Origin of the sequence: Clostridium sp. BSD2780061688st1 H5, assembly GCF_005845155.1 — a bacterium.
Classification (GTDB): Bacteria; Bacillota; Clostridia; order Lachnospirales; family Lachnospiraceae; genus Claveliimonas; species Claveliimonas intestinigallinarum.
In genome coordinates, this window is the sequence record NZ_SPGT01000010.1 from 104,881 (window position 1) to 126,933 (window position 22,053).

Genomic DNA, 22,053 nt, shown 5'->3' on the forward strand with positions numbered 1-22,053 from the left:
GAGCAATGGCCTTATAGAACCGATTTTCTATAAGGCCATTATATAAGAGTAATCTTTCCACATTCTTTCTCAAATCTTACACCTTTGACAGATTTTCCTCCGCCCTGGGGAGATAGACCCCGAAGCAGCTCCCTTCTCCCTCCCGGGAGCTCACCTTAATGTAGCCGTCCTGCCTCTCCAGGATCTCCCGCGCCAGGTAGAGTCCTATGCCGATGCCGTCCTCCTGCTGCATCCCTTTTCCCCGGCAAAATCTCCCAAAGATCCGGGCTCTCTCCTCCTCCGGGATGCCCGGGCCCTGATCCTTAACCTGAACGCAGACGTAGAACTCAAACTCCCGGGCGCTGACGCCCACCCGGGAGCCTGCGGGCGCGTACTTGATGGCATTGTCCACGATGTTTCCCAGGGCCTCGGCCGTCCACTTCCTGTCGTACCGGCAGAACACCTCCCCCCGCGGAAAGCGCACGTCCAGCTCTATGCCCTTCTCCCGGGCCTTCGGCCCAAAGGCCGCCGCCACGTCCTGGAGCAGCGGAAGGAGGTTTTGGCCCTCCGGGAAAATCTCCAGGACGCCGGACTCCAGCCGGGACATTTTCACAAGGGCCTGGATCAGAAATTCCAGCTTCCTCGTCTGCCCCATGATCTGCCGGGCCAGCTCTCTTTCCTCCCCATCCGATGCCTTCTCCTCCAGCAGCTCTCCGTAGAGGAGGATGTTGGAGAGGGGCGTCCTTGTCTGATGGGAGATGTCGGACACGAGGGCCTTCATATTATCCCTCTCCCGCCTTGTCTCCTCCAGGGCGTGTCTGGTGGAGGTGAAATACTGTTTCCAGCGGGACTCCAGCCGGGACAGCTCTGTCTCGTCATAGCGCTCCTCCTCAAAGGTCCCGTCCATGGCGCTCTCCAGCATCTCGTCCAGCCGCTCCATGGTCTTCTTAGCTCCGATCTGTATTCTCATGCTCTTCTCTCCCACACATACCCCAGGCCGTACACAGTCTCTATAGGCTTGTAGCCTTCCCGTCCCTCCAGCTTGCGCCGGAGCCGGTTTACCGCAACGCTGAGGGCGTTCTCCTCCACAAACTGCGCCTCGTCACTCCACAGGATGTCCATCAGCCTCTCCCGGGTCATGGTCTGCCCCGGATGGGTGACAAAGCACCGCAGGAGCTTCTGCTCAATCCGGCTTAAGACAATCTCCTGGCCGTCCACGAAAAACCGCATCTCCCCAAACAGGAAACGGTATCTGCCATCCTCGTAGGTATCCTTCCCCTGCTCCGCTGCCTGGCCTGCGCGGAGCCGCATCCGATCCACCCTGGCCCGCAGGGCCATAAGTCCGAAGGGCTTGGTGATATAATCGTCCGCTCCCAGTGAAAATCCGGTGATCTCGTCGCTTTCCAGGTCATTGGCCGTGATGAGGAGCACCGGGATCCGGGACTGGCCCCGAATTTCTCTTAAAACATCATATCCGCTGCCATCCGGCAGGTTCACGTCCAGCAGCGCCATGTCCGCCTTCTCTCTGTTCCAGAGCTCCCTTGCCTCCCGGGCTGAGAAAGCCTGCAGGAAGGACGTGTCCTCCCTCCCCAGGGCCAGGGCGATTCCCTGGTTCAGTCCCCTGTCGTCCTCCACGATCAGAATTTTGTACATCTGTCTCTCTCCTTACTCCTTATTCATATTTTCCCTTTGCCACCTTCCTGCCCTGTAGGAAGCTCTGATTTTTATTTACGAAGGACTTTGTCCTGGCCCGGAGCAGAAGCCTTCTCCCCTCCGGCGTCCGGGTGTAGGCCACCTGGTACCTTCCCAGAACCTTTCGCATATGCTTCTCAAAGACCAGCGCTCTCTCCTTTTTATTTCCAAAGATTTCCGGAACGCTGTAGAACTCCTCGCTCCGTCCGCTCCTCTTCTCCCTTGTCAGCAGATACCTGGGATTGTCTATGACTCCCCAGATCTCCTCCATGCAGGCGGCAAAGGTGGTCTTGTCCCGCATGGTCCCGCCCTTGAGCCAGGTTCCAATGACCAGGCCGTCAGCGGACTCCACCTGGGCCCTGCAATGCTGCGGATCCTCCAGCTCCCCGATCTCTGCCAGGGCGTCAGCCACCGCCTGGCTGATCCGCGTCATCCTGCGCTCCGGCGTGCTGAGCCGCACAAGCCTCACTCCATATCTTGCCACCAGCACGCAGGCGGCCAGCATGGCAAGGCCCAGGGCCGCCGCCGGCACAGATCGGGCCCCGTAGGCCGCCTGAGTGAACACCCGCCCAAGCCCCATCAAAACCGCTATGAGCAGGCTCAGGATTTCCATCCACACGGCGTTCACAAAGAGGAAGCCGGTCTTTGCCTCCTCCGCAGGGATGTCCTCCACCTGCTGCACCTCCATGCCGCCCCGGATCTCCCGCAGGGATCTCTGCCACCGGCTTCTCATCCCCTCCCGGTCTGATGCCCTCTCAAGCATCATCTCATTGACCTTCTCCATCTTCTCTTTAGTGTCAAATTCCGGGATAGCCAGGCGCTCCACGCCGCTCTCTATGACATCGTCCTTCCAGGACACGCCCAGGAAGGCATGAAACCTCCTGACCAGCGTCTCGTAGTCCCCGGAGAAATCCGCATGCTTTGTCTTTCCCGATTTCTCCGGAAAAATGCAGGCAAGATGCCAGATATTCCCCGTCTTCTCCGGGTGATCCCGGTCTGTCCGTATGGTGCGTCCCCTCATCTGGTTGCTCAGCATGAAGGAGCCCACGTAGGTGGCCAGGACAAGAGAGTTGATGCAGGGTGCATCCCACCCCTCTCCCAGAAGGGACTTGGTTCCCACCAGGACATTGATTTCACCCTGGCGGAACAGCTCCGTGACCACCGCCACGATGTGGGTGTTTTTCCCTTTCACCTTCAGCTGGCCGTAACCCGTCTCCCTCACAGGGGACAAAGTGCCCTGGCATCCCTTCTGTCCCAGCAGCTCCTCCAGCTTCTCCCTGGTGTCCATGGGCACAAGGATCACTGAGCCGCTGAGACACCCCAGGCGGACGCCCTCACGCCCCTGCCTTCTCAGGTGCTCAAAGATGGGCACTGCCCCGATCTCCGCAGCCATGACCTGATCCGTCCCCGCGAGGGACAGCTTGTCCTTCTTGATATAGTCGCACAGAACCAGAAGGCGCAGCTCCTCTCCCAGAGAGCTGTACTCCGCGTCCACGATCCGACCGATGCTCTCCATCTTGCCCTGGCTCTTTGCCAGAAGCCTCTGCATGGCGTCCCTGTGGGTGAGAGACACCTTTTTCCGGTAAATACAGCCCGCCTCCTTCAGCTCCCGCAGCAGCTCCTCCCGGTCACTCTGAGTCACCTCGTAGGAGTCCGCGTCATCGTAGAGAAACCCCTGCAGGAGAACCTCCAGCCAGGAGCTGTCAAGCCTGGGCAGCCTTCCCTCCGCTCCGATCAGCTCTCTTAAGTACGCCGGAAAGGGGATCTGCTGTGTCTGGCAAAAGATGAGAAGGGCGGAAAAATACTTCGGGTTGTCCAGGAACCTCTCACTGTACTCCTCCGGGCTTCGCAGTCCCCTGTGGGTGGCGATCATATCCGTAAATCTGCTCCCTGTAAGGAGCCGGTTCCTCACAGCCTCCTCCTTCTTCTGATAGTCCTCTATCTGGCGCAGTTCCTCCCTGGCAGGCCAGTTGAAAAAGATATAGTCCTCGTGGGGACACAGACTCCCCTCCTTCACCAGCTCCGGCGTGAAGATCTCCTCATCGATGGGGCCGCACAGGTCGATATAGCGCTTCCACTGTCCCGGCGTGCTGTCGTAGGGCGGCGTGGCTGTCAGGGCGATGACCGTCACCCCCTTCAGCTCCTTCATAAACTTTTCCAGCGCCTTCCACCACTCGCTCCTTAAGTGATGGGCCTCGTCCAGGCAGATGGTCCGAATGCCAGCCGCCCGCACCGCCTCGAGGATGTCAAAGTCCCGGAAGTCCACATCCTCGGACTCCCCCTCCGTGTGCTCTCCGTCTGTGGCCTCCGTCTTCTTGTCACCTGCTTCCTGCTCGTTATCCTCTGTCAGCTCACCTTCGCTGTCCGCCAGCCTGCCCTGATATCTCTTCATGGCGCTGTACAGAGCCTGGTAGGTGATGGCTGTGATGGTCTTCATGTTTTTCAGATCATTGGAGAGAAGCTCCTCCGGATCCCTGCCCGGGAGGAGAAATCCCTCCACAATGCGCTCCAGCCACTGCTGCCGGATGGTGATGCCAGGAGACAGGATCAGGCAGGGCGCGCCGAGGCGCCGGATCAGCTCAATCCCAAGAGTCGTCTTCCCGGACCCGGGCGCCGCTACGATATGCATCTTCCCGTCCGCCAGGTATTTGTCCGCATTGGAGAGGACCCTGTCCTGGTAATCCCTCCAGGTTCCCCTGAACTGCAGTGTATCCTCGTATATGTTTTTCATTCCTCACATTCCCCTTGTGCTGTCTTTGTCATGCTTCAAGTCCACTCTATATGGATTTTTGGAAAAAGTCAATGGCCCGGGAAAACGAAAGGGCTGTATCCCTTTTTCCCCTTGCCCTTATACACCGCACAGCAGTATACTGATATTGAAAAAAGAAAAAAGGAAAGGAGACGGCGAAACGCCGGAATTGACGCAATGAAAAAGATGATCTTAGTTACTTCCCCACCCGCCTGTGGGAAAACCTATATTTCCAAACAGCTTGCCGAAAATCTGAAGCATGTTGTCTATCTTGACAAGGACACTCTGATTCCCCTTTCCAACCGGGTATTCATAGCTGCCGGCCAGGAAATCAACAGGAGCTCTGACTTTTTCGAAGAGAATATAAGGGATTACGAGTACGAGGCCATTGTGGACATCGGCGTGGAGGCGCTGGCCTACGATGACATTGTCCTCATCAACGCTCCCTTTACCAAAGAGGTTCACAACGAGGAGACGCTGGAGCGCTTCCGCACCAAGCTGCGAAAAAAGGGCGCCAAGCTGGTAGTCATCTGGGTCGTGACTGATCCGGAGGTGTGTCACGAGAGAATGATCCAGAGAGCTTCAGACCGGGATACCTGGAAGCTGGAACACTGGGATGAGTATATAAAGACCATCGATTTTTCTATCCCGGAGCCCCTGAAGCGCCTGGACGCGGGGCATGATCTAATCCTCTTCTACAATTCCTCCGACGCGGAGTTTGACCAGTCCATGAAGACAATTCTCCCCCTGCTGGAGGAGGACGGGGAGATATAAGGGTCTTCCAAAAAATTTCAAGAGCGGCAGAATTTTAATTTTCCGCCGCCCTTGATTTTTTCATTCAGCCTTGAGCAGGAGAGCTGTTTGCTCAAGGTCCTATTTCTTCCTTTAAATATTGTTCAACTAATGCTACTACTTCTTTTGCTGTCTCCAACTGTTCTTTTGCATCTTCAATTGATACAATGTAAAAATCATCGTAATCACTGGCATGGCGAATTTCCTGTGCCAGGCCAGTTCTCTCGCCCCACCAATATCATCCAGGCTATGCTGCATACAAGTCTACCCCTTCATTCTTAATATTGTTATAGAATGGATATGCTCTGATCCATTTATTAAAATGATCCGAATTCTTCACAATAGGCATGATTTCCAAATCATTATCAAAATTATAATCAAAAGTCAGGTCGGAAAGCGTATGCCCTTTACTTCGTATCTCATCGTCTGACAGATCCACCAAGATCATAATATCAATATCTGAATTCGGGCCAAAATCGCCTCTTGCATAAGAGCCGTATAATATCACAGACTTCAGCCTTTCTCCATAAATTTTATGCACGTCTTCCACATATTTTTTTAATATTTCATTCCAAACCAAAGACATATACTTCCTCCTTCCCACTCTTTTTCTAATTATAGTATATCTATTTTACAGAATGAAATCAATCATACTTTTATGTGCCACCATATGTTTTCTTCAAAAAAACCCTTACAAACAGCATATACCGCCATTTGTAAGGGTTTCCCTTTCAGAATATCAATGCATGAATTTACATTCCAGCCTGCGCTGCAACCTCTGCTGCGAAGTCGTCTACCTTCTTCTCGATTCCCTCGCCTGTCTCGAAACGTACAAACTTCTTCACTTCCATGTTTGCGCCGTTCTCCTTTGCAACCTTGGCAACGTACTTGGCAACTGTCAGGTCGCTGTCCTGTACGTACACCTGATCCAGCAGGCAGATCTCCTTCATCTCTTTGTTGAGACGTCCGATGATCATCTTCTCAATGATGTTGTCCGGCTTATCCGGGTTCTCTGTCTTAGCCTGTGCAAGCAGGATCTCCTTCTCGTGATCCATAAACTCCTGAGAAACCTCATCCCTGGACACATACTTCGGAGACATAGCCGCAACCTGCATAGCCACGTTCTTCAGACATGTCTTGATCTCATCGTTGATCACGTCGGTAGCTGCCTCTACAAGGACGCCGATACGTCCGCCGCCGTGGATGTAAGCCACAACGCATCCGTCGGAAACGATCTTCTCAAATCTTCTGATGTTCAGCTTCTCACCGATCACGGAAATCTTCTCTGTCAGGGCCTCCTGTACAGTCTTGGAGCTGTCCTCGATCCATGGCTCTGCCATGAAAGCGTCCATATCCTTTGCCTCTGTAGCCAGAGCCTGATCGGTAACTGCCTTTACAAAGCCCTGGAACTCAGCGTTCTTTGCAACAAAGTCTGTCTCGGAGTTTACCTCAACGATAGCTGCTGTCTTGTCTTCCTTAACCTCAGCCATAACAAGACCCTCTGCGGCAATTCTGCCGGCCTTCTTAACAGCCTTTGCCTCGCCGTTCTTTCTCAGGTACTCGATCGCTGCGTCCATATCTCCGTTTGTCTCGCTGAGGGCCTTCTTGCAGTCCATCATGCCTGCGCCTGTCATCTCTCTCAGCTCTTTTACCATACTAGCTGTTACTGCCATTTCTTTTTCCTCCATATATAATTGATCATATATAGTTCTTCAAGTCTGCTTCCGGGGTCAGATTAAGCCTCAACTGTCTCCTCTGCTGTCTCCTCGTAAGCCTCCTCGCCCTCTGCGTACTCTTCCTCATTGTACTCAGCAGCGCCCTGGTTAGCCTCAACAACAGCGTCAGCCATCTTGGAAACGATCAGCTTAACCGCACGGATAGCGTCGTCATTTCCAGGAATTACATAGTCGAGCTCTTCCGGATCGCAGTTTGTATCAGCGATACCGATAAGCGGAATTCCAAGGGTATGAGCCTCCTGCACGCAGATTCTCTCCTTCTTCGGGTCAACAACGAAGATTGCGTCCGGCAGTCTCTTCATCTCTTTGATACCGCCAAGGTTCTTCTCCAGCTTCTCCCACTCTTTTTTCAGCTTGATAACTTCCTTCTTCGGCAGAACATCAAATGTTCCGTCCTCAGCCATAGCCTCGATCTCTTTCAGACGTGCCACACGGCTCTTGATGGTCTTGAAGTTTGTCAGCATACCGCCGAGCCATCTCTCATTTACATAGAACATACCGCAGCGCTCTGCCTCTGTCTTGATAGCGTCCTGAGCCTGTTTCTTTGTTCCAACGAACAGGATCGTGCCGCCCTCTGCCGCGATATCGGATACTGCCTGGTAAGCCTCATCTACTTTTCCAACGGATTTCTGCAGGTCGATGATGTAGATACCGTTTCTCTCTGTGTAGATGTAGGGAGCCATCTTAGGGTTCCATCTTCTTGTCTGATGTCCAAAGTGAACACCTGCTTCTAAAAGCTGTTTCATTGAAATAACACTCATGTTTCTTTCCTCCATTTGGTTTTCTTTCTTCCGCACATTTCATTTCCCGCATGACCGTCTTTTTGTGAAAAAAGCTTAGGCACCGGTGCGGGCAGACATATGCGTGTTTTTTTGCAACGGTCATATATTATCATAAAACCCGCCCTGTTGCAAGCATTTCTCCCGATTTTGTTCTCGTTTTGTCCTCCGCTTTTCCTGATTTTGTCCTTCTTCTTTTTGACGGATTAATCAGCAGTCAATGCCCTTTCTCTGATAGAAGAGGTTGAACAGGATGTACCCGGCCGCGATCCACAGGGCGCACACCCCCAGGGCGACGAAATTGCCCTTTGTGAACAGCTCCTGGCTTTGAGTCACGCCACTGTAAATTGTCTGAAATGAGGTGGTGGGCACAGCGACGGACACCTTCTCCAACGTCTCGCTGAGTCCTCCAAAAAGAGGCGGCAGCATGGTCAGCAGCATGAGGGGCGCGCCGATGGTTCCGGCCGACGCCTGATCCCTGGCTAAAAGTCCCGCCAGCGCCCCCAGGAAGCACAGCCCCGCCGAGGCCAGCAGCACAGCCCCTGTGTAAACCGGGAAATTCTTCACATCCCCCCCTGTGATGAAGAACACAGCCGCAGCGTCCAGAGCCGTCATCAACAGGCACACGATCATCTTGGAGGCCAGGAACTCCTGCCCTCTCACCCGGGCCATCATGAGGGAGCGGAGGGTGTATTTTTCCTTCTCCTCCGCGATCATCACAGGCAGGATGCTGGTGGGGCTGATAGCGATGGAAAACACAGCGCACATGCCAAGCACGTAATCTCCCATCTCATCCCCCAGGTCTTTGAAAACATTCTGGTAGATAAAGCAAAATACAATGGGAATAAGAAAGCTCACCAGAATATTCTTGTTGGTCAGGCATCCCTTCAGATCCTTTTTCAGTAAGGTAAAAATAATTTTTCCGCTCATGGCTATTGTTCCTCCTTTGTCAGTGTAAGAAATACGTCCCGCAGACTGGGCTCCTCAGAGTGGATCATAAGAACCTCCCCGACCTGCTCCAAAGACTTCAGCAGTGCTTCTCTTTCCAGAGGCACCTCCTTCTTTCCCTCCCCCGTGGTGATGACCACCCTTTTCCGGGAGTATTTCAGCTTCAGCTCCTCCGGTGAACCGCTCTCCACAATGCTTCCTCTATTTAAAAGGGCTACCCTGTGACAGAGCTCATCCGCCTCCTCCATGTTGTGGGTGGTGAGAAAAACTGTGGCCCCCTCCCGGTTCAGCTTCCTGATAAGATCCCTTATCTCATCCGCCGTAGCCGGGTCCAGGTTGGCCGTGGGCTCGTCCAGAAAGAGGAGGCCCGGCTCGTGGATGATGGTCCTGGCAAAGACCAGTCTCTGCTTCATCCCCCGGGAGAGCTTCTCCACCTTCTTCCTGGCGGCATCAAGAAGCTCCACCGCCTCCAGCGTCCTTCGGATTTTTTTCTTCTTATCCTTAATCCCGTAAATATCCGCGAATATGTCCAGGTTTTCATAGACTGTCATCTTCTCATACAGGCCGCTCATGTCGCTCATAATACCGATCTTCTTTTTTATATCCGGTGAAAACGGATCCTTCCCCAGCACAGTCACTTCCCCGCTGTCACTGTGAAGCTGCCCGGTGAGGAGCTTAATGGTAGTCGTCTTGCCTGCCCCGGAGGGTCCCAGGTATCCGAAGATCTCTCCTTGTTTGATTTCCAGATCACAGTGATCCAGCGCCTTTACCTTTCCAAAGGTCTTTGTCAGTTGATTTGCTTTTACGATGTTTGTCATGGCTTTCGTCCTCCTTACAGCTCCTATCCTACCGATTCTGTAGATTTTCACCTTATTTTCCCGGTAAATGGAGCCTGCAAGGGGATGAACGGAGCAAAAAAAGGGGTGAAACCTGCAAGGCCTCACCCAAAAAGTCACTTTTTTATTTCTCATATGTGCTGAGTCCCGGTCTCAAGGGCAGGGAAAAAGGCTCTCTTTTTCCGGATCACAAGGAGGACAGCCAGCCCTGCCAGGAACCAGATCACACAGACAGCGCTGCCCCAGGCCAGGGACACATCCATAAAGCCCTCCATGGGCTGTATTTTTTTCAGGACCACTCCCAGGATACCGGTGGGCAGAAACTCCGCCACTCTTCCAAAGGCCACATTCCAGTAGGAAAAGACCGGCGCCACATAGACGGCCACCACGCTGATGGCTGCGTACACATTCACGCTGTTCTGGTCCTTTGCGTACACCCCGGTCAGGAAGCCCCAGGGCAAAAGGGCCGTCACGCCGGCCAGATGGATCAGCAGGTACTCCGGCAGGAGGGACATATCCGCCCCCGCGATGAGAAACACCACCACAGCCATGAGCTCTCCCACCACCAGGCAGGCCACGGCCTTAGCCGCCGCAAACTGAGCCAGCGTCACGCCGGACCGGGACAGAAGGGACAGGGTGTCCCTCTCTTTTTCCTCCACCAGCAGGAGGGGAAAATCTGTCAGCGGCACCAGCACGATATTAAAAAGTCCCGTGGTCAGAATCAGCATCCAGGGATCAAAGTACACCATCCGGAAGATCATTGCCAGAATGGCCGGGGTAAAGGCCATCAGCAGAATCGTTTTATCCGTAAAGGACGTCCAGATATCCTTCTTCAGCAGCGTCCACATTCTCTTCATTTTACTTTCCTCCTAAGGCTCACTGATTTAAAATTCATACATGCTTCGCAGCTCCTGGATCTTTCCCTTGGACAGGGGCACGTCTGTCTTCTCGTATCCCGACAGGCGCAGGGAGTAGGAATTTCTCGTCCACTTCACCAGCTCCACCACCTTCTGCATGTTCACAATGTAGGATCGGTGGCACCGGAAAAAGCCGAACCTGGCCAGCTTTTCCTCCAGCTCTCCCATCCGGAAGGCACCCGTATACTGCTCCCGCTTTACGTACACAAAGACCTTCCCGTCATTCGCCTCCACGTAGTCGATCTCCTCCGGATTAAAGAGGAAATTCTTCTCATTGTAGGAGACGGAAATCTTGCTCACCTGGGGAAGCTCCGGGCTGTCCTGGGTGTTCTCCCCCTGGTCGATGCACCGCACCTCCCCCTGAATGATCTCATAGTGATCCCCGGGGCAGATGCAGGTGTCCCGGTGGGACAAGGACAGGGTCACAAGCCGCCCCTCCCGCTCATAAAAGCTCTCCATCCAGCCAAGGATGACCTTCTTTGACTCTTCCTCCTCAAAGGCAATAGGATTCAGGACAAAAAAGTCCTGCGCTCCCCTGACAATCTCCCGGGCGATCCGCACCCTCTTCTTCTGTCCCTCCGTACATGCGCCCAGCTTTTTTCTCATCAGCTCCGAAAGGTGCATCTGCTCCACCGCGGAGCGCACTCTCCCCGACCTGCCGGACAGCCCCGCAAAAAACTTCAGATAGCTTTTCACTGTCATCCTTTCATACAGGGCTCCCTTATCTTCCACATATCCCGCGTCCCGGCCCGCCGCCTCCATCAGAGGGGCTTCGTCCTTTTTGGTTCCCTCGAAATGGAGCATCCGGCTTCCGGATAAAACCTCCCTCAAAAGCTCTTCCATAATCTGTTCTCCTTTGGCTTCACCCTGCCATTTTCCGCAGCAGGCAAAATACTTCTCCATTGTACTGGATGGAGGCGTACATTTCAATATATATGGAAGAAGTATTCCCGGAGGTTCTCCCGAAAGAGGGGCGTAAAAAAGGACCTGCGCTGTAAAGCGCAGATCCTGTATCTGTCCGCCATATCCTAGAGAACTCTTCTCACACAGCGGAGCTGCCGGTATGTACAGCTCGACCACTCCACAATGCCTACCTCCGGGGATGAGGCGTGGATGATGCCGCCCGTGCCATTGTAGATACCTACGTGTCCATAGTACACGAGGAGATCTCCCGCCTGTGCCTGGGAGAGAGGGATCTCCACTCCCGCCGTGGCCTGGGCTGTGTCAGTCCTTCCCAGGCTGACGCCAAAGGCCGCGTAGATCTGCTGGGTAAAGCCGGAGCAGTCGATGCCGTTTGTCAGGCTGTTGCCCCCGTATACATAGGGGTTGCCCAGGAACTGTCTCGCATAGGCGACCACCGCCCATCCGTCTGTCCCCTGGGGAGGAATGACTGTACTGCCCCCACCACTGGAGCCACTGCCGCCGCTGGAACCGCTGCCACCAGATCCACCGCCGTTGGATGGCTGGCTGGGGGTAGTATCCTGGGCCGCGGCTGCTGCCGCTGCCGCCGCCTGGGCCTCCTGCTGCCTGCGGGCCTCTTCCTCCGCCTGCTGAGCAGCCACCGCCTCCTGAATGTCCGCGTCAAGCTGGGCAATCTCGGACTGCTTCCCCTCAATCATCGTTCCCAGGGAAGCCTTGTCGTTCTCCAGCTGGCTCTGCATCTGGTTCATGCTCTCCGCCTCCTCCTGGAGACTTTCGGAGAGCTTCTCTATCTTCTCCGTTGTAGCTACATACTCTTCCTGCTTCTGTCTGTCATATGTGTGCACATTTTTTATGTACTCGGCCTTGTTCACCAGATCTGAAAAGCTCTCTGCCGAGAGGAGCAGCTCCAGCTCGTTGCCGCTTCCGGACTCGTACATGTACTGAATACGCTTTTTCATATCCTCGTACTGCTTGTCCTGCTGCACGATCGCCTCCTCCAGGTCTATATTCGCCTGGTCGATCTCCTCCTGCTTTTTCTGCAGATCCGACTCCAGTGTGCTGATCTTGTCCAGAATACCTGTCAGCTCGGACTGGAGCGAAACCACCTCGTCCTCTGCCGCCGCCTTGTCATTTTGCAGATCCTCCACAGAGGGGGTTGCAAAGACAGGGCTGACCGCCATGGAACTGATCAGCGCCGCTGTGATAAAAGCCTGTGCGATTTTTCTCTTCATATTCTCCCACCTGTCTGTTGTAAATTATTTATACTCTTATGATTTCAGTTTTCACTTATTCAAAATACATGTTACTACATATTTTCGTTTATTTCAACATTTTCCAGGAATTCACAAAAGAAAAGCAGCGCTCCTTCCCTCAAAGGGCAATGGAGCGCTTCTCGTTCTTTGACTATTCTTTTTTCAGGTAAATCCTAACGATAAATTCCTACCAGCATCTTCTGTACCAGGGTGATCCGTACACGCTGGCGATCTTGACCACGTCTCCCGGCTTGGGCGCGTGGATCATCTGACCGTTCCCGATATAGATCCCCACATGTGTTCCGTAGCACACGATGTCTCCCGGCTGTGGATTGCTGACTGCCACGCCGCAGCCTCCCTGTGCCTGGGAAGTCCTGGGAAGGGAAATGCCCGCCACCGCATGGCAGTACTGCACAAGTCCGGAGCAGTCAAATTCCACACCAGGTGTGGAGCCGCCGTATACATAGGGTACATTCAGCTGGCTGTACGCTGCGTTTACAATAGCCTGTGCAGTGGATGTGTTTCCACTGGATACGCTGCCGGATGAGCCAGATGAGCCGGATGAGCCTGAGGAGGAACTGCCGGTGGAACCAGATGTTCCGCTGCCGGTCGAAGCTCCTGTGGAGCTGCCCCCGGTTGTTCCGCCGCTCTGCACAGTCGTATTGCCCGTTGTCCCTGTATCCTGGCTTTCCGCCTCCCGCTGAGCCGCCTCCGCCGCGGCAGCCTCTGCCGCCGCCTGGATCTGCTGGTCATAGTTGGCGACCTCCGCCTTCTTCTGCTCCAGAGTCTCATTCAGCTCCGCTTCCTGGGCCTCGTACTCAGCCTGCATGGTCTCCTGCTTATCCTGCTCTTCCTCCAGCGTATCCTTCAGATCCTGGATCTCTTTCTCCGTATCCTCCAGAGCCTGAAGCTGCTGCCTGTCATAGGTATGTACATTGGAGATATACTCCGCCTTGTTTACAAAATCTGAAAAATCCGTGGCAGACAGAAGAGTCTCCAGGGCAGTAGCCTGTCCGTTCTCGTACATATACTGAATGCGCACCTTCATAGAAGCATACTGCTCCTCCGCCTTCTGCTGGGCTGTATCCAGATCCTCCTGGGCCTGGATGATCTTTTCGCCGGTGGAGATCATCTCCTCCTCAAGCTCACCCGCTTTATTGAGAAGTTCTGTCAGCTGCTCCTGTAGGGAGTCCGCCTCGCTCTGGGCCGCCGCTTTACTGCTCTCAAGTTCGTTTGTGTCCGGAGCAGCCAAAACCGGTGTCGCGGCTACGGAGCTGGCCAGAACCGCGGCGAGAACTGCTCTTCCATATCTCTTCATCTTTATTATCGTCACCCTTTCCGGTCATTTCTTATAGAAATCTTTCTTTTTCAACAGCATTTATTATAAATGACCAGTTAAAGTTTTGCAATATTTTTTAATACTTTTGTAATATTTTCATATTTCCATCACATTTCTCATCCGGCGCAGCAGGGAAAATCCCTTCCGCATCAGATCCTCTCCCGCTAAAGAGCCGCTGTATTTCTCTCCTCCGGTCCTCCCGGGAGCACCGGCTTCTCGTCAATCCTCTGGATCAGGACAAACATGGTGGCTGCAAAGGCAGCGCAAAGGACAGTGACGACGCTGATGCGCAGATTGTCCTCCATCAGCCATCCGAAGAGGCCGAACTGCGTGGCCGCCACAGAGATCAGGTTCATCACCACATGGGCCGCAGCCGGGGCCTTCACAGAGCCGTATTTTTCATAGACATAGCTGAGCATCATGCCCGTGGCAAAGGCGTACAGCATCTGGACCATGTTTCCGTGAAGGATAGCAAACACGAGGCTTGAGAAAAAGGCCGCGTGCATAAACCCGGACTGCTCTCTCATCCGCTTGAACATCATGCCCCGGAAGACAAGCTCCTCGGATATGGGCACCAATACTCCGAGACAGAGGAGCTGCATCCCAAAGGGAGCGCTGTAGAGAGACTCGGAGGTCTGCTGGTAGTTGGCGCTGTAGCTGGAGATGCCGGAGATCAGGATCAGGTTGTTCAGCCCCACACAGAGAGCCGCCGCAATCCCGATCACGGCCCCGTACTTCCACAGGGGCGCCTTCCTGTTGGGGATCACGCCCGCCAGCCGCTCATTTTTCCTGTCCTTGTGGAACATATATAAGATGACAGGGATGACGATGAGCGCGGTAACGCCCTCAAGCTGGGTGGTGTACCGCAGCATTTTCTCCGAGATAGACAGGGAGAAATTTAACATGTCCTGCTGACTCTGCATGGCTCCTATTGTCTCTTCATAGTGCCGGGAAATATAGAAAAACGTATACCCCATCACAGCCACCATACTGACGCCGATGCTGATCAGATATTTGATGATCAGGGGCGTCCATGCGTACCATGCTCCCCTCCTGACCGGGGGTGACACATGGCCTGTCGGCATCCCCTGCGGCATTTTGTGGGGTTCACTGTCTGTTCCGGGCTCCTGGTTCGGATTTTCCCAAGGATTATTCATATATCGTAAGCCTCGCTTTCTCGATCATTGTATGCGCTGCCCGCAGGCAGGCTCTCAAAATTCTTTTTTATTCTACTTCCGAAACAGAAAAGTTGCAATTAAAAAACTATAAACTCTTTCATTTCTCCTGATTTCGCCCTATAATAATAGAAACACCCCACGAAAGGAGCTTAATATATCATGGAAGATCAGAAACAGCGCGTTTACGATGCCCTGAACAAGCTGGGCATTAAATATGAAGTAGTGGAGCATGAGCCCGTCCATACCATGGAGGACATGGACCGCCTCGGCCTGCCCCAGAAGGGAACTCTCTGCAAGAACCTGTTCCTGCGGGACGCCAAGGGGAAACGGCACTTCCTCGTCACCTGCGATGAGAAGAAAAAGGTGGACCTGAAGGCGCTGGGCCGCACTCTCGGAGCCGGCAACTTAAGCTTTGCCTCCGAGGAGCGCCTGGAGAAATATCTGGGTCTGAAGCAGGGCAGCGTATCCCCCTTCGGACTGATGAATGACACAGACCATGCGGTAGAATTTTTTATCGACAAGGATTTAAGCCGCTGCAAGAGCCTTGGCATCCATCCCCTGGAGAACACAGCCACTGTGTTCCTGTCCTTCAAGGATCTGGACAAGTTCCTCTGGGATCTGGATGTGGATGTAATTAAGATCAAGCTGTAGGCATATCGCCCGCCGGCCGGGACTCTAAGGCTGTATATGGTATATAAAAGAGACAGGAGATCTTTAACGAAAAAGGAACTCCTGTCTCTTTTTGGTTTACAGCTGTGTTTCGCTTACGTCCGCCCTTCCGAACTCCTCCAGCGCCCTGCGAATGTCCGCCTCGCCGCCTGTCAGGGTTCCCTGGATCATGCCCGGCTTTCCGCCGCCCCGGCCCTCAAACCGGCTGTTCAGGCTCTTCCCAAGAGGCCGCACATCCGTCTGTCTGCTGCCGATCACATACCGCCAGCCGCCGTCCTTCGCCGCCGTAAAGACGCCGCAGACGCAGGCTCCCCTCTCCAGGAGCAGGTTCATCAGCTCTCTCGGAGCATCCCCCGCAAGGTCGTCCGCAAAGACAGCCGTCACCGGCTCGTCCACACGGATTTCCTTCGCACGGTACGCAAGGATCTGATGCTGGAGTCTTCCGTTCTCATACCTCTGCTTCTCCAGCTCCTCCTTCTGCCGCTTTACCGCCCCGGCGATCTGGTTCTCCTTCTCGCACAGAAGAGCGCCTATCTCCTTAGCGGCTGCCAGCTTGGCCTCGTAGTCCCTGAGCGCCCGAAAGCCGCAGAGCATGGTGATGCGCTCACCGCCTTTGTAATTCATCCGGTTCACCAGCTTGATCATCCCGATCTCCCCTGTCCGCTTCACATGAGGCGCGCAGCAGGCGCACACGTCGTAGCCGGGCACACTCACGATCCGGACCTGTCCCTCGATCTCAATCTTACTCCGGTACTCCATATGCTCCAGCTCCTCCTTCGAGGGGTACTGGACAAGGACCTCCAGATCCAGCGCCGCCGCCCGGTTGGCCTCCCACTCGATCTTTCGGAGCTCCTCCGCCGAAATAGGGCCGTCAAAATCCATGGTACAGTAGTCGCTGCCCAGATGAAAGCCCACGTTGTTGTATCCGAAACGGCTGTGGACGAGGCCGGAGACAATGTGCTCTCCGGTATGCTGCTGCATCTTCTCAAAGCGCTCCTCCCAGTCGATCCGGCCCCGGACAGCCTCTCCCGGCTCCAGGGCCTCCTCCGTCCTGTGGTACACAACACCGTCCCTCTCCTGGGCATCCACCACCTTTATCTCTCCCAGGTATCCGGTGTCCGCGTACTGCCCTCCTCCTTCCGGGAAAAAGCAGGTCTGGTCCAGCACGGTCCAGAATCCGCCGCCTTTCTCACATGCCTGGCAGGATAAAACCCGGGCCTCAAATTCCCTCATGTGGCTGTCCTCGTAAAACAGTTTCCTGGTCATCTCTTCAACACCTACATTCTCTGTATTCACATCTTCTACATTCTCTCCGGAGCCTCAAAGCCCAGCACATCGATACAGCTCTCCAGGATCTTCTTTGTCAGCACGAGAAGGGCGATGTAGCTCTTACGCACTTCCTTATCCTCCTCTGCCAGGATCTTTGTCTCGTGGTAGAACCGGTTGAAGGCGTTGGCCAGCTCATAGATGTAAGCGCAGATCTTGTGGGGCGCCAGCTCCTCAAAGGCGGTCTCCATCACGCCGTTGTACTTGGCTGCCTCCAGCATAAGTGCCTTCTCCTCCTCCCCGTGGGCTCCGGCGATGGCCAGGCCCTCCAGCGACTCTCCCGCCTCTGTGTATTTATTAAGGATGGACTTGATCCGCACGATGGTGTAGAGAATATAAGGGCCTGTATTTCCCTCAAAGGAAGTGAACCTGTCCACGTCGAAGACATAGTCCTTGGCCGCCTGGTTGGAGAGGTCTCCGTATTTGATGGCGGAAAGTCCCACGATCTTCGCTGTCTCTCTGGCTTCCTCCTCTCCCACGGTCCGGTTGTCCGTGATCTTGCGGTACATCTCCTCGTCAATCTCCGCGATCAGGCTCTCCAGGCGCATGACGCCGCCCTCCCTTGTCTTGAAGGGCTTCCCGTCCTTGCCGTTCATGGTGCCAAAGCCCAGGAACCGCAGCCTTGTCTCCTCCGGCACAATGCCTGTCTTCTTGGCAGCACGGAACACCTGGGTAAAGTGGAGCTCCTGCCTTTTGTCCACCACGTAGATCACCTGATCCGGGTGATAATCCTGCTCTCTCTGTACCAGAGTGGCAAGGTCCGTGGTGCCGTAGAGAGAGGCTCCGTCTGACTTCTGGATCATACAGGGCGGGATCTCCTTTGTGTCGTCCTCCCGCTTCACATCGATGACCAGGGCTCCCTGGTCTATCCGGGCAAAGCCCTCTTTTTTCAGCCTATCGATCATATCCGGGATGTAGGGCTGGGCGTCGGACTCTCCCTTCCAGAGGTCAAACTCCACGTTCAGATTGCTGTAGTTCTTCTTCAGGTCCGCCACAGACACTGCCATGATGTGCTTCCACACAGCCGTGTATCCCCTGTGTCCGTTCTGGAGAAGATAGGTCGCGTGCAATGCTTCCTCCCGGTAATCCTCGTGCTCCTTCGCGTAGGCGCTGGCTGTTGGGTAGATCTCCTCCAGCTCTCCGATGGTAAAGGGCGCCTCCTCGGGATACTCTCCCTCAAAGGAATCGTCAAAGTAAGGGAGCTCCGGCTGGCGCTTCTTCAGCTCTGTGATGATAAGGCCCATCTGGTAGCCCCAGTCTCCCATGTGGATGTCTCCCAGCACCTTATGTCCCATGAGACGGCAGATCCGCTTAACGCTCTCCCCGATGATGGCGGACCGCAGATGCCCTACGTGGAGTGGCTTGGCCACATTGGGCCCGCCGTAGTCGATGAGGATGGTCTGGGGAGCGCTGCTCTCCTCCACTCCCAGCTTTTTGTCCTCTCCCATCTCATTCAGATAGCCTGCTATATATTTATCGTCCAGTTTTATATTAATGAAGCCGGGCTTTACCATCTCCGCCGAGAGGATGCAGCCCCCCTCCTTTATCTGATCCACCACATCCTGGGCGATCATAAAGGGCGCCTTTTTGTACGCCTTGGCTCCCGCCATGGCGCCGTTGCACTGGTACTCGCACAGATCCGGCCTGTTGGACAGGGTGACCTTTGCGTAGGAGCGGTCGTAGCCCGCCTTCTCAAACGCCTCTTCCATCTCTTCCGTGATCAGATCTATCAGTTGTTTCATTCTTTTTCCTCCATTCCTGCGGTCAGGATACCCTCTGCATCCCGATATCATCTTATAAGTCTACCATAATCAGGCTTTTCTCTCAATATCCTCTTTTCCACATTCTGTACTTTTTTCTTTCTTGCATTTTCCGGGCAGGTGTGCTACCCTCTTTGCCAGACCCGGTTGAAAACCGGGCCGACAGCAGACTTTTCAGAAACGAGGGATTACAATATGAAGATAGGTTCTCATGTGGGGATGAGCGGAAAGGACATGCTTCTTGGCTCCGCGAAGGAGGCCGTCTCCTACGGGGCGGACACATTCATGTTCTACACCGGCGCTCCCCAGAACACGAGAAGGAAAGAGATCAGCGAGCTGAACATTGAGCCCGCCTGGGATTACATGGAGGAGCACGGGATCGATGAGATCATCGTTCACGCCCCCTACATCATCAATCTGGCCAACACGGTCAAGCCGGAGACCTACGAGCTGGCAGAGCGGTTCCTGGCCCTGGAGCTGGAGCGCACCGCCGCCTGCAAAAGCCGGATCCTCATCCTACACCCAGGTGCCCATGTGGGGGCCGGGGTGGACGCCGGCATCGCCCAGATCGTCCGGGGGCTGAACCACATCCTGACGCCGGACACACCCGTGTGCATTGCCCTGGAGACCATGGCCGGGAAGGGCTCTGAGATCGGCCGAAGCTTCGAGGAGCTGGCCCGCATCTACGACGGAGTCACCTGCAGCGACAAGCTGCGGGTCTGCTTTGACACCTGCCACACCAGCGACAGCGGCTACGACATCATCCACGATTTCGACGGCGTCATGGAGGAGTTTGACCGCCTCATCGGCAGGGACCAGATCGCTGTCTTCCACATCAACGACAGCAAGAACCCGGCAGGCGCCGCCAAGGACAGACACGCCAACATCGGCTTTGGTCAGATTGGCTTTGACGCGCTGAACTACATTGTACACCACCCGGATTTCGAGGATGTGCCAAAGATACTGGAGACGCCCTACGTCCCCTCCCCCACCCAGCCGAAGAAATCCTTTGCGCCCTACAAATACGAAATCGAGATGCTCCGGCAGGGATCCTTTGATCCGGACCTGCTAGAGAAAATTGCCGGCAATTAGTCCGGCTTTTTTCTTGACATTTCCTCTTGTATGTATTATTGTATTACATAGATAATACATTTATATTTTTACATTTTATAAATGCGACAAGAAAAGCGAGGTGATCACATGCCATGGGACTTAGATAATGACCGCCCCATCTACCTGCAGCTTATGGAGCGGATCCAGCAGGACATCATAGCCGGCGTATACAAGCCCGGCGACAAGCTCCCTTCTGTGCGGGATCTGGCGGTGGAGGCCGCTGTAAATCCCAACACCATGCAGAAGGCTCTCTCTGAGCTGGAGCGCAGCGGCCTTGTATATGCCCAGCGGACCAGCGGACGTTTTATCACGGAGGACGAACAGATGCTCAAGGACATGAAAAAGGAACAGGCTTCCAGACATATAGCTGAGTTTTTTGAAAAAATGAGAAGTCTCGGTTTCCGGGACGAAGAGACGCTCTCCCTGATCGAGGAAGCAGTAAAGGAGGAACACTGACTATGAAGCCGATATTAGAATGTAAGGGGCTTTCCAAAAAATACAACAACATGAACTACGCCCTCACCAATCTGAATCTGGCGCTGGCCCCCGGCCAGATCGTGGGGCTCCTGGGGCCGAATGGCAGCGGCAAGAGCACGCTGATCAAGCTCATCAACGACCTGCTCATCCCCACGGAGGGCGAGGTTCTTGTGGACGGCATGACGCCCGGGGTGGAGACAAAGAAGATCGTCTCCTATCTGCCGGAGCGCACCTATCTGGATCCGGCCATGAAGATCAGGGACATCATCTCCTATTTTGCGGATTTCTACGAGAACTTCGTGACAGACAGAGCCTACCACATGATGACGGATCTGGAGATCGATGTGAACGCCAGGATGCGGACTCTTTCCAAGGGCACAAAGGAGAAGGTACAGCTGGCCCTCGTCATGAGCCGGGACGCCCGCCTCTACATCCTGGATGAGCCCATCGGGGGCGTGGATCCCGCCGCCAGGGATTACATCCTGCGGACCATACTTACGAACTACAGCGAAGACGCAACCATCCTTCTGTCCACCCACCTCATCACAGACATTGAGAACATCCTGGACAGAGTGCTCTTTCTCCGCCAGGGCCAGATCGTCCTGAACCAGACAGTGGATGAGATCCGGATGAACCAGGGAAAATCCGTCGACGCTTTATTCAGGGAGGTATTCAGATGCTAGGAAAACTGATCAAATACGATTTAAAATCCATCACAAGGTTTCTGCTCATCATCCACATTTTCCTGATAGCCGCCGCCGTGTTCGGGCGCGTCTTCCTGACGGGAAGGATTGATTTTGAGGCAGACGAGATCAACGAATTTCTCCTGACCCTGACCTTTGTGATCTACATCATCATATTTGCCGGCGTGTCCTTTGGAACCTCCATTATCATCGCCGTGAGATTTTACAAAAATCTGTTCTCGGATGAGGGATACCTGACCAACACCCTGCCGGTGACCAAGGGAATGCACCTTCTGTCCAAGACAATAGCAGGGAGCCTCTGGTGTCTCATCGACACGCTGCTCATCTGCCTGTGCGCCTACATCCTGATGGCCGTCCCCGTCATAACAGAGCCCTTAAGCGCCCACTGGGACGAATTCATCCATCTGCTGGGCTTCCAGGGACAGGGAGACCTCAACCTCTTCCTGCTCTATATGCTGCTGCTCAGCGTGGTGAGCGCTGTCGGCAATGTAGTCATCATAGAGGCGTCGATCATCTTCGGGCAGCTCTTTAACGGCCACAAGGTGCTGGGAGCTGTGGTCGCCTACTTCGTGATCACAACCATCACCTCCATCGCTGCCACCGTGGCCATGGGCGTGCAGGGCATCCTAAGCGACAGCATTGCCATGAACTCCGGCACAGCAAGCATGGCCCCCGAATCCATCGACCTGGCAGGCTACCTCACGGACATCATGAACCTGAGCCTTATCCTGTCCCTCTGCCTGACAGTCATCCTCTACCTCCTGTCCTACTTTATCATGAGGAGGAAGATCAATCTGTCATAAAGCAAAATCGGATAGGGGAGATTTGACCCTCCCCTTCCACACCACGTAGCGTACCGTTCAGTACTACGCGGTTCAATAGTTT

Annotated in this window: 21 protein-coding genes; 6 read left to right on the plus strand and 15 right to left on the minus strand. The window is 54.4% G+C overall.

The genetic code is table 11. The annotated features are described in order from the left end of the window. Positions 1 to 76: 76 nt before the first annotated feature. From FGQ86_RS08345 to FGQ86_RS08355, 3 genes are read right to left on the minus strand one after another with little or no spacing between them, the layout of a single operon-like run. Positions 77 to 949 carry a HAMP domain-containing sensor histidine kinase gene (locus FGQ86_RS08345; RefSeq protein ID WP_138303492.1) on the minus strand — a complete coding sequence of 291 codons (873 nt, stop codon included), beginning with the start codon at positions 947 to 949 and terminating at the stop codon, positions 77 to 79. Further along, positions 946 to 1,632: a response regulator transcription factor gene (locus tag FGQ86_RS08350; RefSeq protein ID WP_033124447.1), complete on the minus strand. Its 687-nt coding sequence runs from the start codon at positions 1,630 to 1,632 to the stop codon at positions 946 to 948. The genes FGQ86_RS08345 and FGQ86_RS08350 overlap by 4 nt, the downstream gene beginning before the upstream one ends. A 19-nt stretch (positions 1,633 to 1,651) precedes the next feature. Then, positions 1,652 to 4,402, minus strand: a complete 2,751-nt coding sequence (locus FGQ86_RS08355; RefSeq protein WP_033124448.1) for a DEAD/DEAH box helicase family protein — start codon at positions 4,400 to 4,402, stop codon at positions 1,652 to 1,654. 195 nt (positions 4,403 to 4,597) lie between these two features. Between FGQ86_RS08355 and FGQ86_RS08360 the strand changes: the two genes are divergently transcribed. Further along, entirely contained in the window at positions 4,598 to 5,194 is a 597-nt protein-coding gene (locus FGQ86_RS08360) for an AAA family ATPase (protein WP_033124449.1), read from the plus strand. Positions 5,195 to 5,459: 265 nt separating this feature from the next. On the opposite strand, the gene FGQ86_RS08370 is transcribed toward FGQ86_RS08360, so the two are convergent. The 10 genes from FGQ86_RS08370 to FGQ86_RS08415 all read right to left on the minus strand — a co-directional run bounded on the left by FGQ86_RS08370 (position 5,460) and on the right by FGQ86_RS08415 (position 15,098). Then, the gene (locus tag FGQ86_RS08370) at positions 5,460 to 5,798 is read right to left on the minus strand and encodes a nucleotidyltransferase domain-containing protein (protein ID WP_033124450.1); all 339 of its coding nucleotides are present in this window, start codon (positions 5,796 to 5,798) and stop codon (positions 5,460 to 5,462) included. A gap of 166 nt (positions 5,799 to 5,964) precedes the next feature. Then, positions 5,965 to 6,885 carry a translation elongation factor Ts gene (tsf, locus tag FGQ86_RS08375; protein ID WP_033124451.1) on the minus strand — a complete coding sequence of 307 codons (921 nt, stop codon included), beginning with the start codon at positions 6,883 to 6,885 and terminating at the stop codon, positions 5,965 to 5,967. 62 nt (positions 6,886 to 6,947) lie between these two features. Continuing rightward, positions 6,948 to 7,709: a 30S ribosomal protein S2 gene (rpsB, locus tag FGQ86_RS08380; RefSeq protein ID WP_033124471.1), complete on the minus strand. Its 762-nt coding sequence runs from the start codon at positions 7,707 to 7,709 to the stop codon at positions 6,948 to 6,950. Between the two features lie 228 nt (positions 7,710 to 7,937). After that, a complete protein-coding gene (locus FGQ86_RS08385) occupies positions 7,938 to 8,657 on the minus strand; it encodes an ABC transporter permease (RefSeq protein WP_052083765.1) in 720 nt (239 codons plus the stop codon). Positions 8,658 to 8,659: 2 nt separating this feature from the next. Further along, entirely contained in the window at positions 8,660 to 9,493 is an 834-nt protein-coding gene (locus FGQ86_RS08390) for an ABC transporter ATP-binding protein (RefSeq protein WP_138303494.1), read from the minus strand. A 149-nt stretch (positions 9,494 to 9,642) separates the two neighbouring features. Further along, positions 9,643 to 10,368, minus strand: a complete 726-nt coding sequence (locus FGQ86_RS08395) for a hypothetical protein (protein WP_033124454.1) — start codon at positions 10,366 to 10,368, stop codon at positions 9,643 to 9,645. A gap of 27 nt (positions 10,369 to 10,395) precedes the next feature. Continuing rightward, positions 10,396 to 11,271: a LytTR family transcriptional regulator DNA-binding domain-containing protein gene (locus tag FGQ86_RS08400; RefSeq protein WP_033124455.1), complete on the minus strand. Its 876-nt coding sequence runs from the start codon at positions 11,269 to 11,271 to the stop codon at positions 10,396 to 10,398. Positions 11,272 to 11,456: 185 nt separating this feature from the next. Further along, on the minus strand, positions 11,457 to 12,581 hold the full coding sequence (locus tag FGQ86_RS08405; RefSeq protein ID WP_052083767.1) for a C40 family peptidase: 1,125 nt from the start codon (positions 12,579 to 12,581) through the stop codon (positions 11,457 to 11,459). Between the two features lie 208 nt (positions 12,582 to 12,789). After that, positions 12,790 to 13,920 (minus strand): C40 family peptidase, encoded by a 1,131-nt coding sequence (locus FGQ86_RS08410; RefSeq protein ID WP_033124456.1) that lies wholly within the window; start codon positions 13,918 to 13,920, stop codon positions 12,790 to 12,792. Between the two features lie 185 nt (positions 13,921 to 14,105). Next, on the minus strand, positions 14,106 to 15,098 hold the full coding sequence (locus FGQ86_RS08415; RefSeq protein ID WP_138303496.1) for a type II CAAX endopeptidase family protein: 993 nt from the start codon (positions 15,096 to 15,098) through the stop codon (positions 14,106 to 14,108). Positions 15,099 to 15,278: 180 nt separating this feature from the next. On the opposite strand from FGQ86_RS08415, the gene FGQ86_RS08420 reads away from it, so the two are divergent. Continuing rightward, positions 15,279 to 15,770: a prolyl-tRNA synthetase associated domain-containing protein gene (locus FGQ86_RS08420; protein WP_033124457.1), complete on the plus strand. Its 492-nt coding sequence runs from the start codon at positions 15,279 to 15,281 to the stop codon at positions 15,768 to 15,770. Positions 15,771 to 15,866: 96 nt separating this feature from the next. Here FGQ86_RS08420 and FGQ86_RS08425 read toward each other — a convergent pair whose 3' ends face one another. Together FGQ86_RS08425 and argS are read right to left on the minus strand one after the other, a co-directional pair. Beyond that, positions 15,867 to 17,054: a serine-tRNA(Ala) deacylase AlaX gene (locus FGQ86_RS08425; protein ID WP_033124474.1), complete on the minus strand. Its 1,188-nt coding sequence runs from the start codon at positions 17,052 to 17,054 to the stop codon at positions 15,867 to 15,869. Between the two features lie 35 nt (positions 17,055 to 17,089). Further along, complete coding sequence (argS, locus tag FGQ86_RS08430; RefSeq protein ID WP_033124458.1) at positions 17,090 to 18,856, minus strand: arginine--tRNA ligase; 1,767 nt, start codon at positions 18,854 to 18,856, stop codon at positions 17,090 to 17,092. A 213-nt stretch (positions 18,857 to 19,069) separates the two neighbouring features. Here argS and FGQ86_RS08435 point away from each other — a divergent pair, with 213 nt between their 5' ends. From FGQ86_RS08435 to FGQ86_RS08450, 4 genes are all read left to right on the plus strand, one after another. Then, positions 19,070 to 19,966, plus strand: a complete 897-nt coding sequence (locus FGQ86_RS08435) for a deoxyribonuclease IV (protein ID WP_033124459.1) — start codon at positions 19,070 to 19,072, stop codon at positions 19,964 to 19,966. 108 nt (positions 19,967 to 20,074) lie between these two features. Beyond that, the gene (locus FGQ86_RS08440; protein WP_033124460.1) at positions 20,075 to 20,443 is read left to right on the plus strand and encodes a GntR family transcriptional regulator; all 369 of its coding nucleotides are present in this window, start codon (positions 20,075 to 20,077) and stop codon (positions 20,441 to 20,443) included. A 2-nt stretch (positions 20,444 to 20,445) separates the two neighbouring features. Further along, positions 20,446 to 21,147 (plus strand): ABC transporter ATP-binding protein, encoded by a 702-nt coding sequence (locus FGQ86_RS08445; protein ID WP_033124461.1) that lies wholly within the window; start codon positions 20,446 to 20,448, stop codon positions 21,145 to 21,147. Further along, entirely contained in the window at positions 21,141 to 21,971 is an 831-nt protein-coding gene (locus FGQ86_RS08450; protein WP_033124462.1) for a hypothetical protein, read from the plus strand. The genes FGQ86_RS08445 and FGQ86_RS08450 overlap by 7 nt, the downstream gene beginning before the upstream one ends. The last annotated feature ends 82 nt before the right edge of the window (positions 21,972 to 22,053 follow it).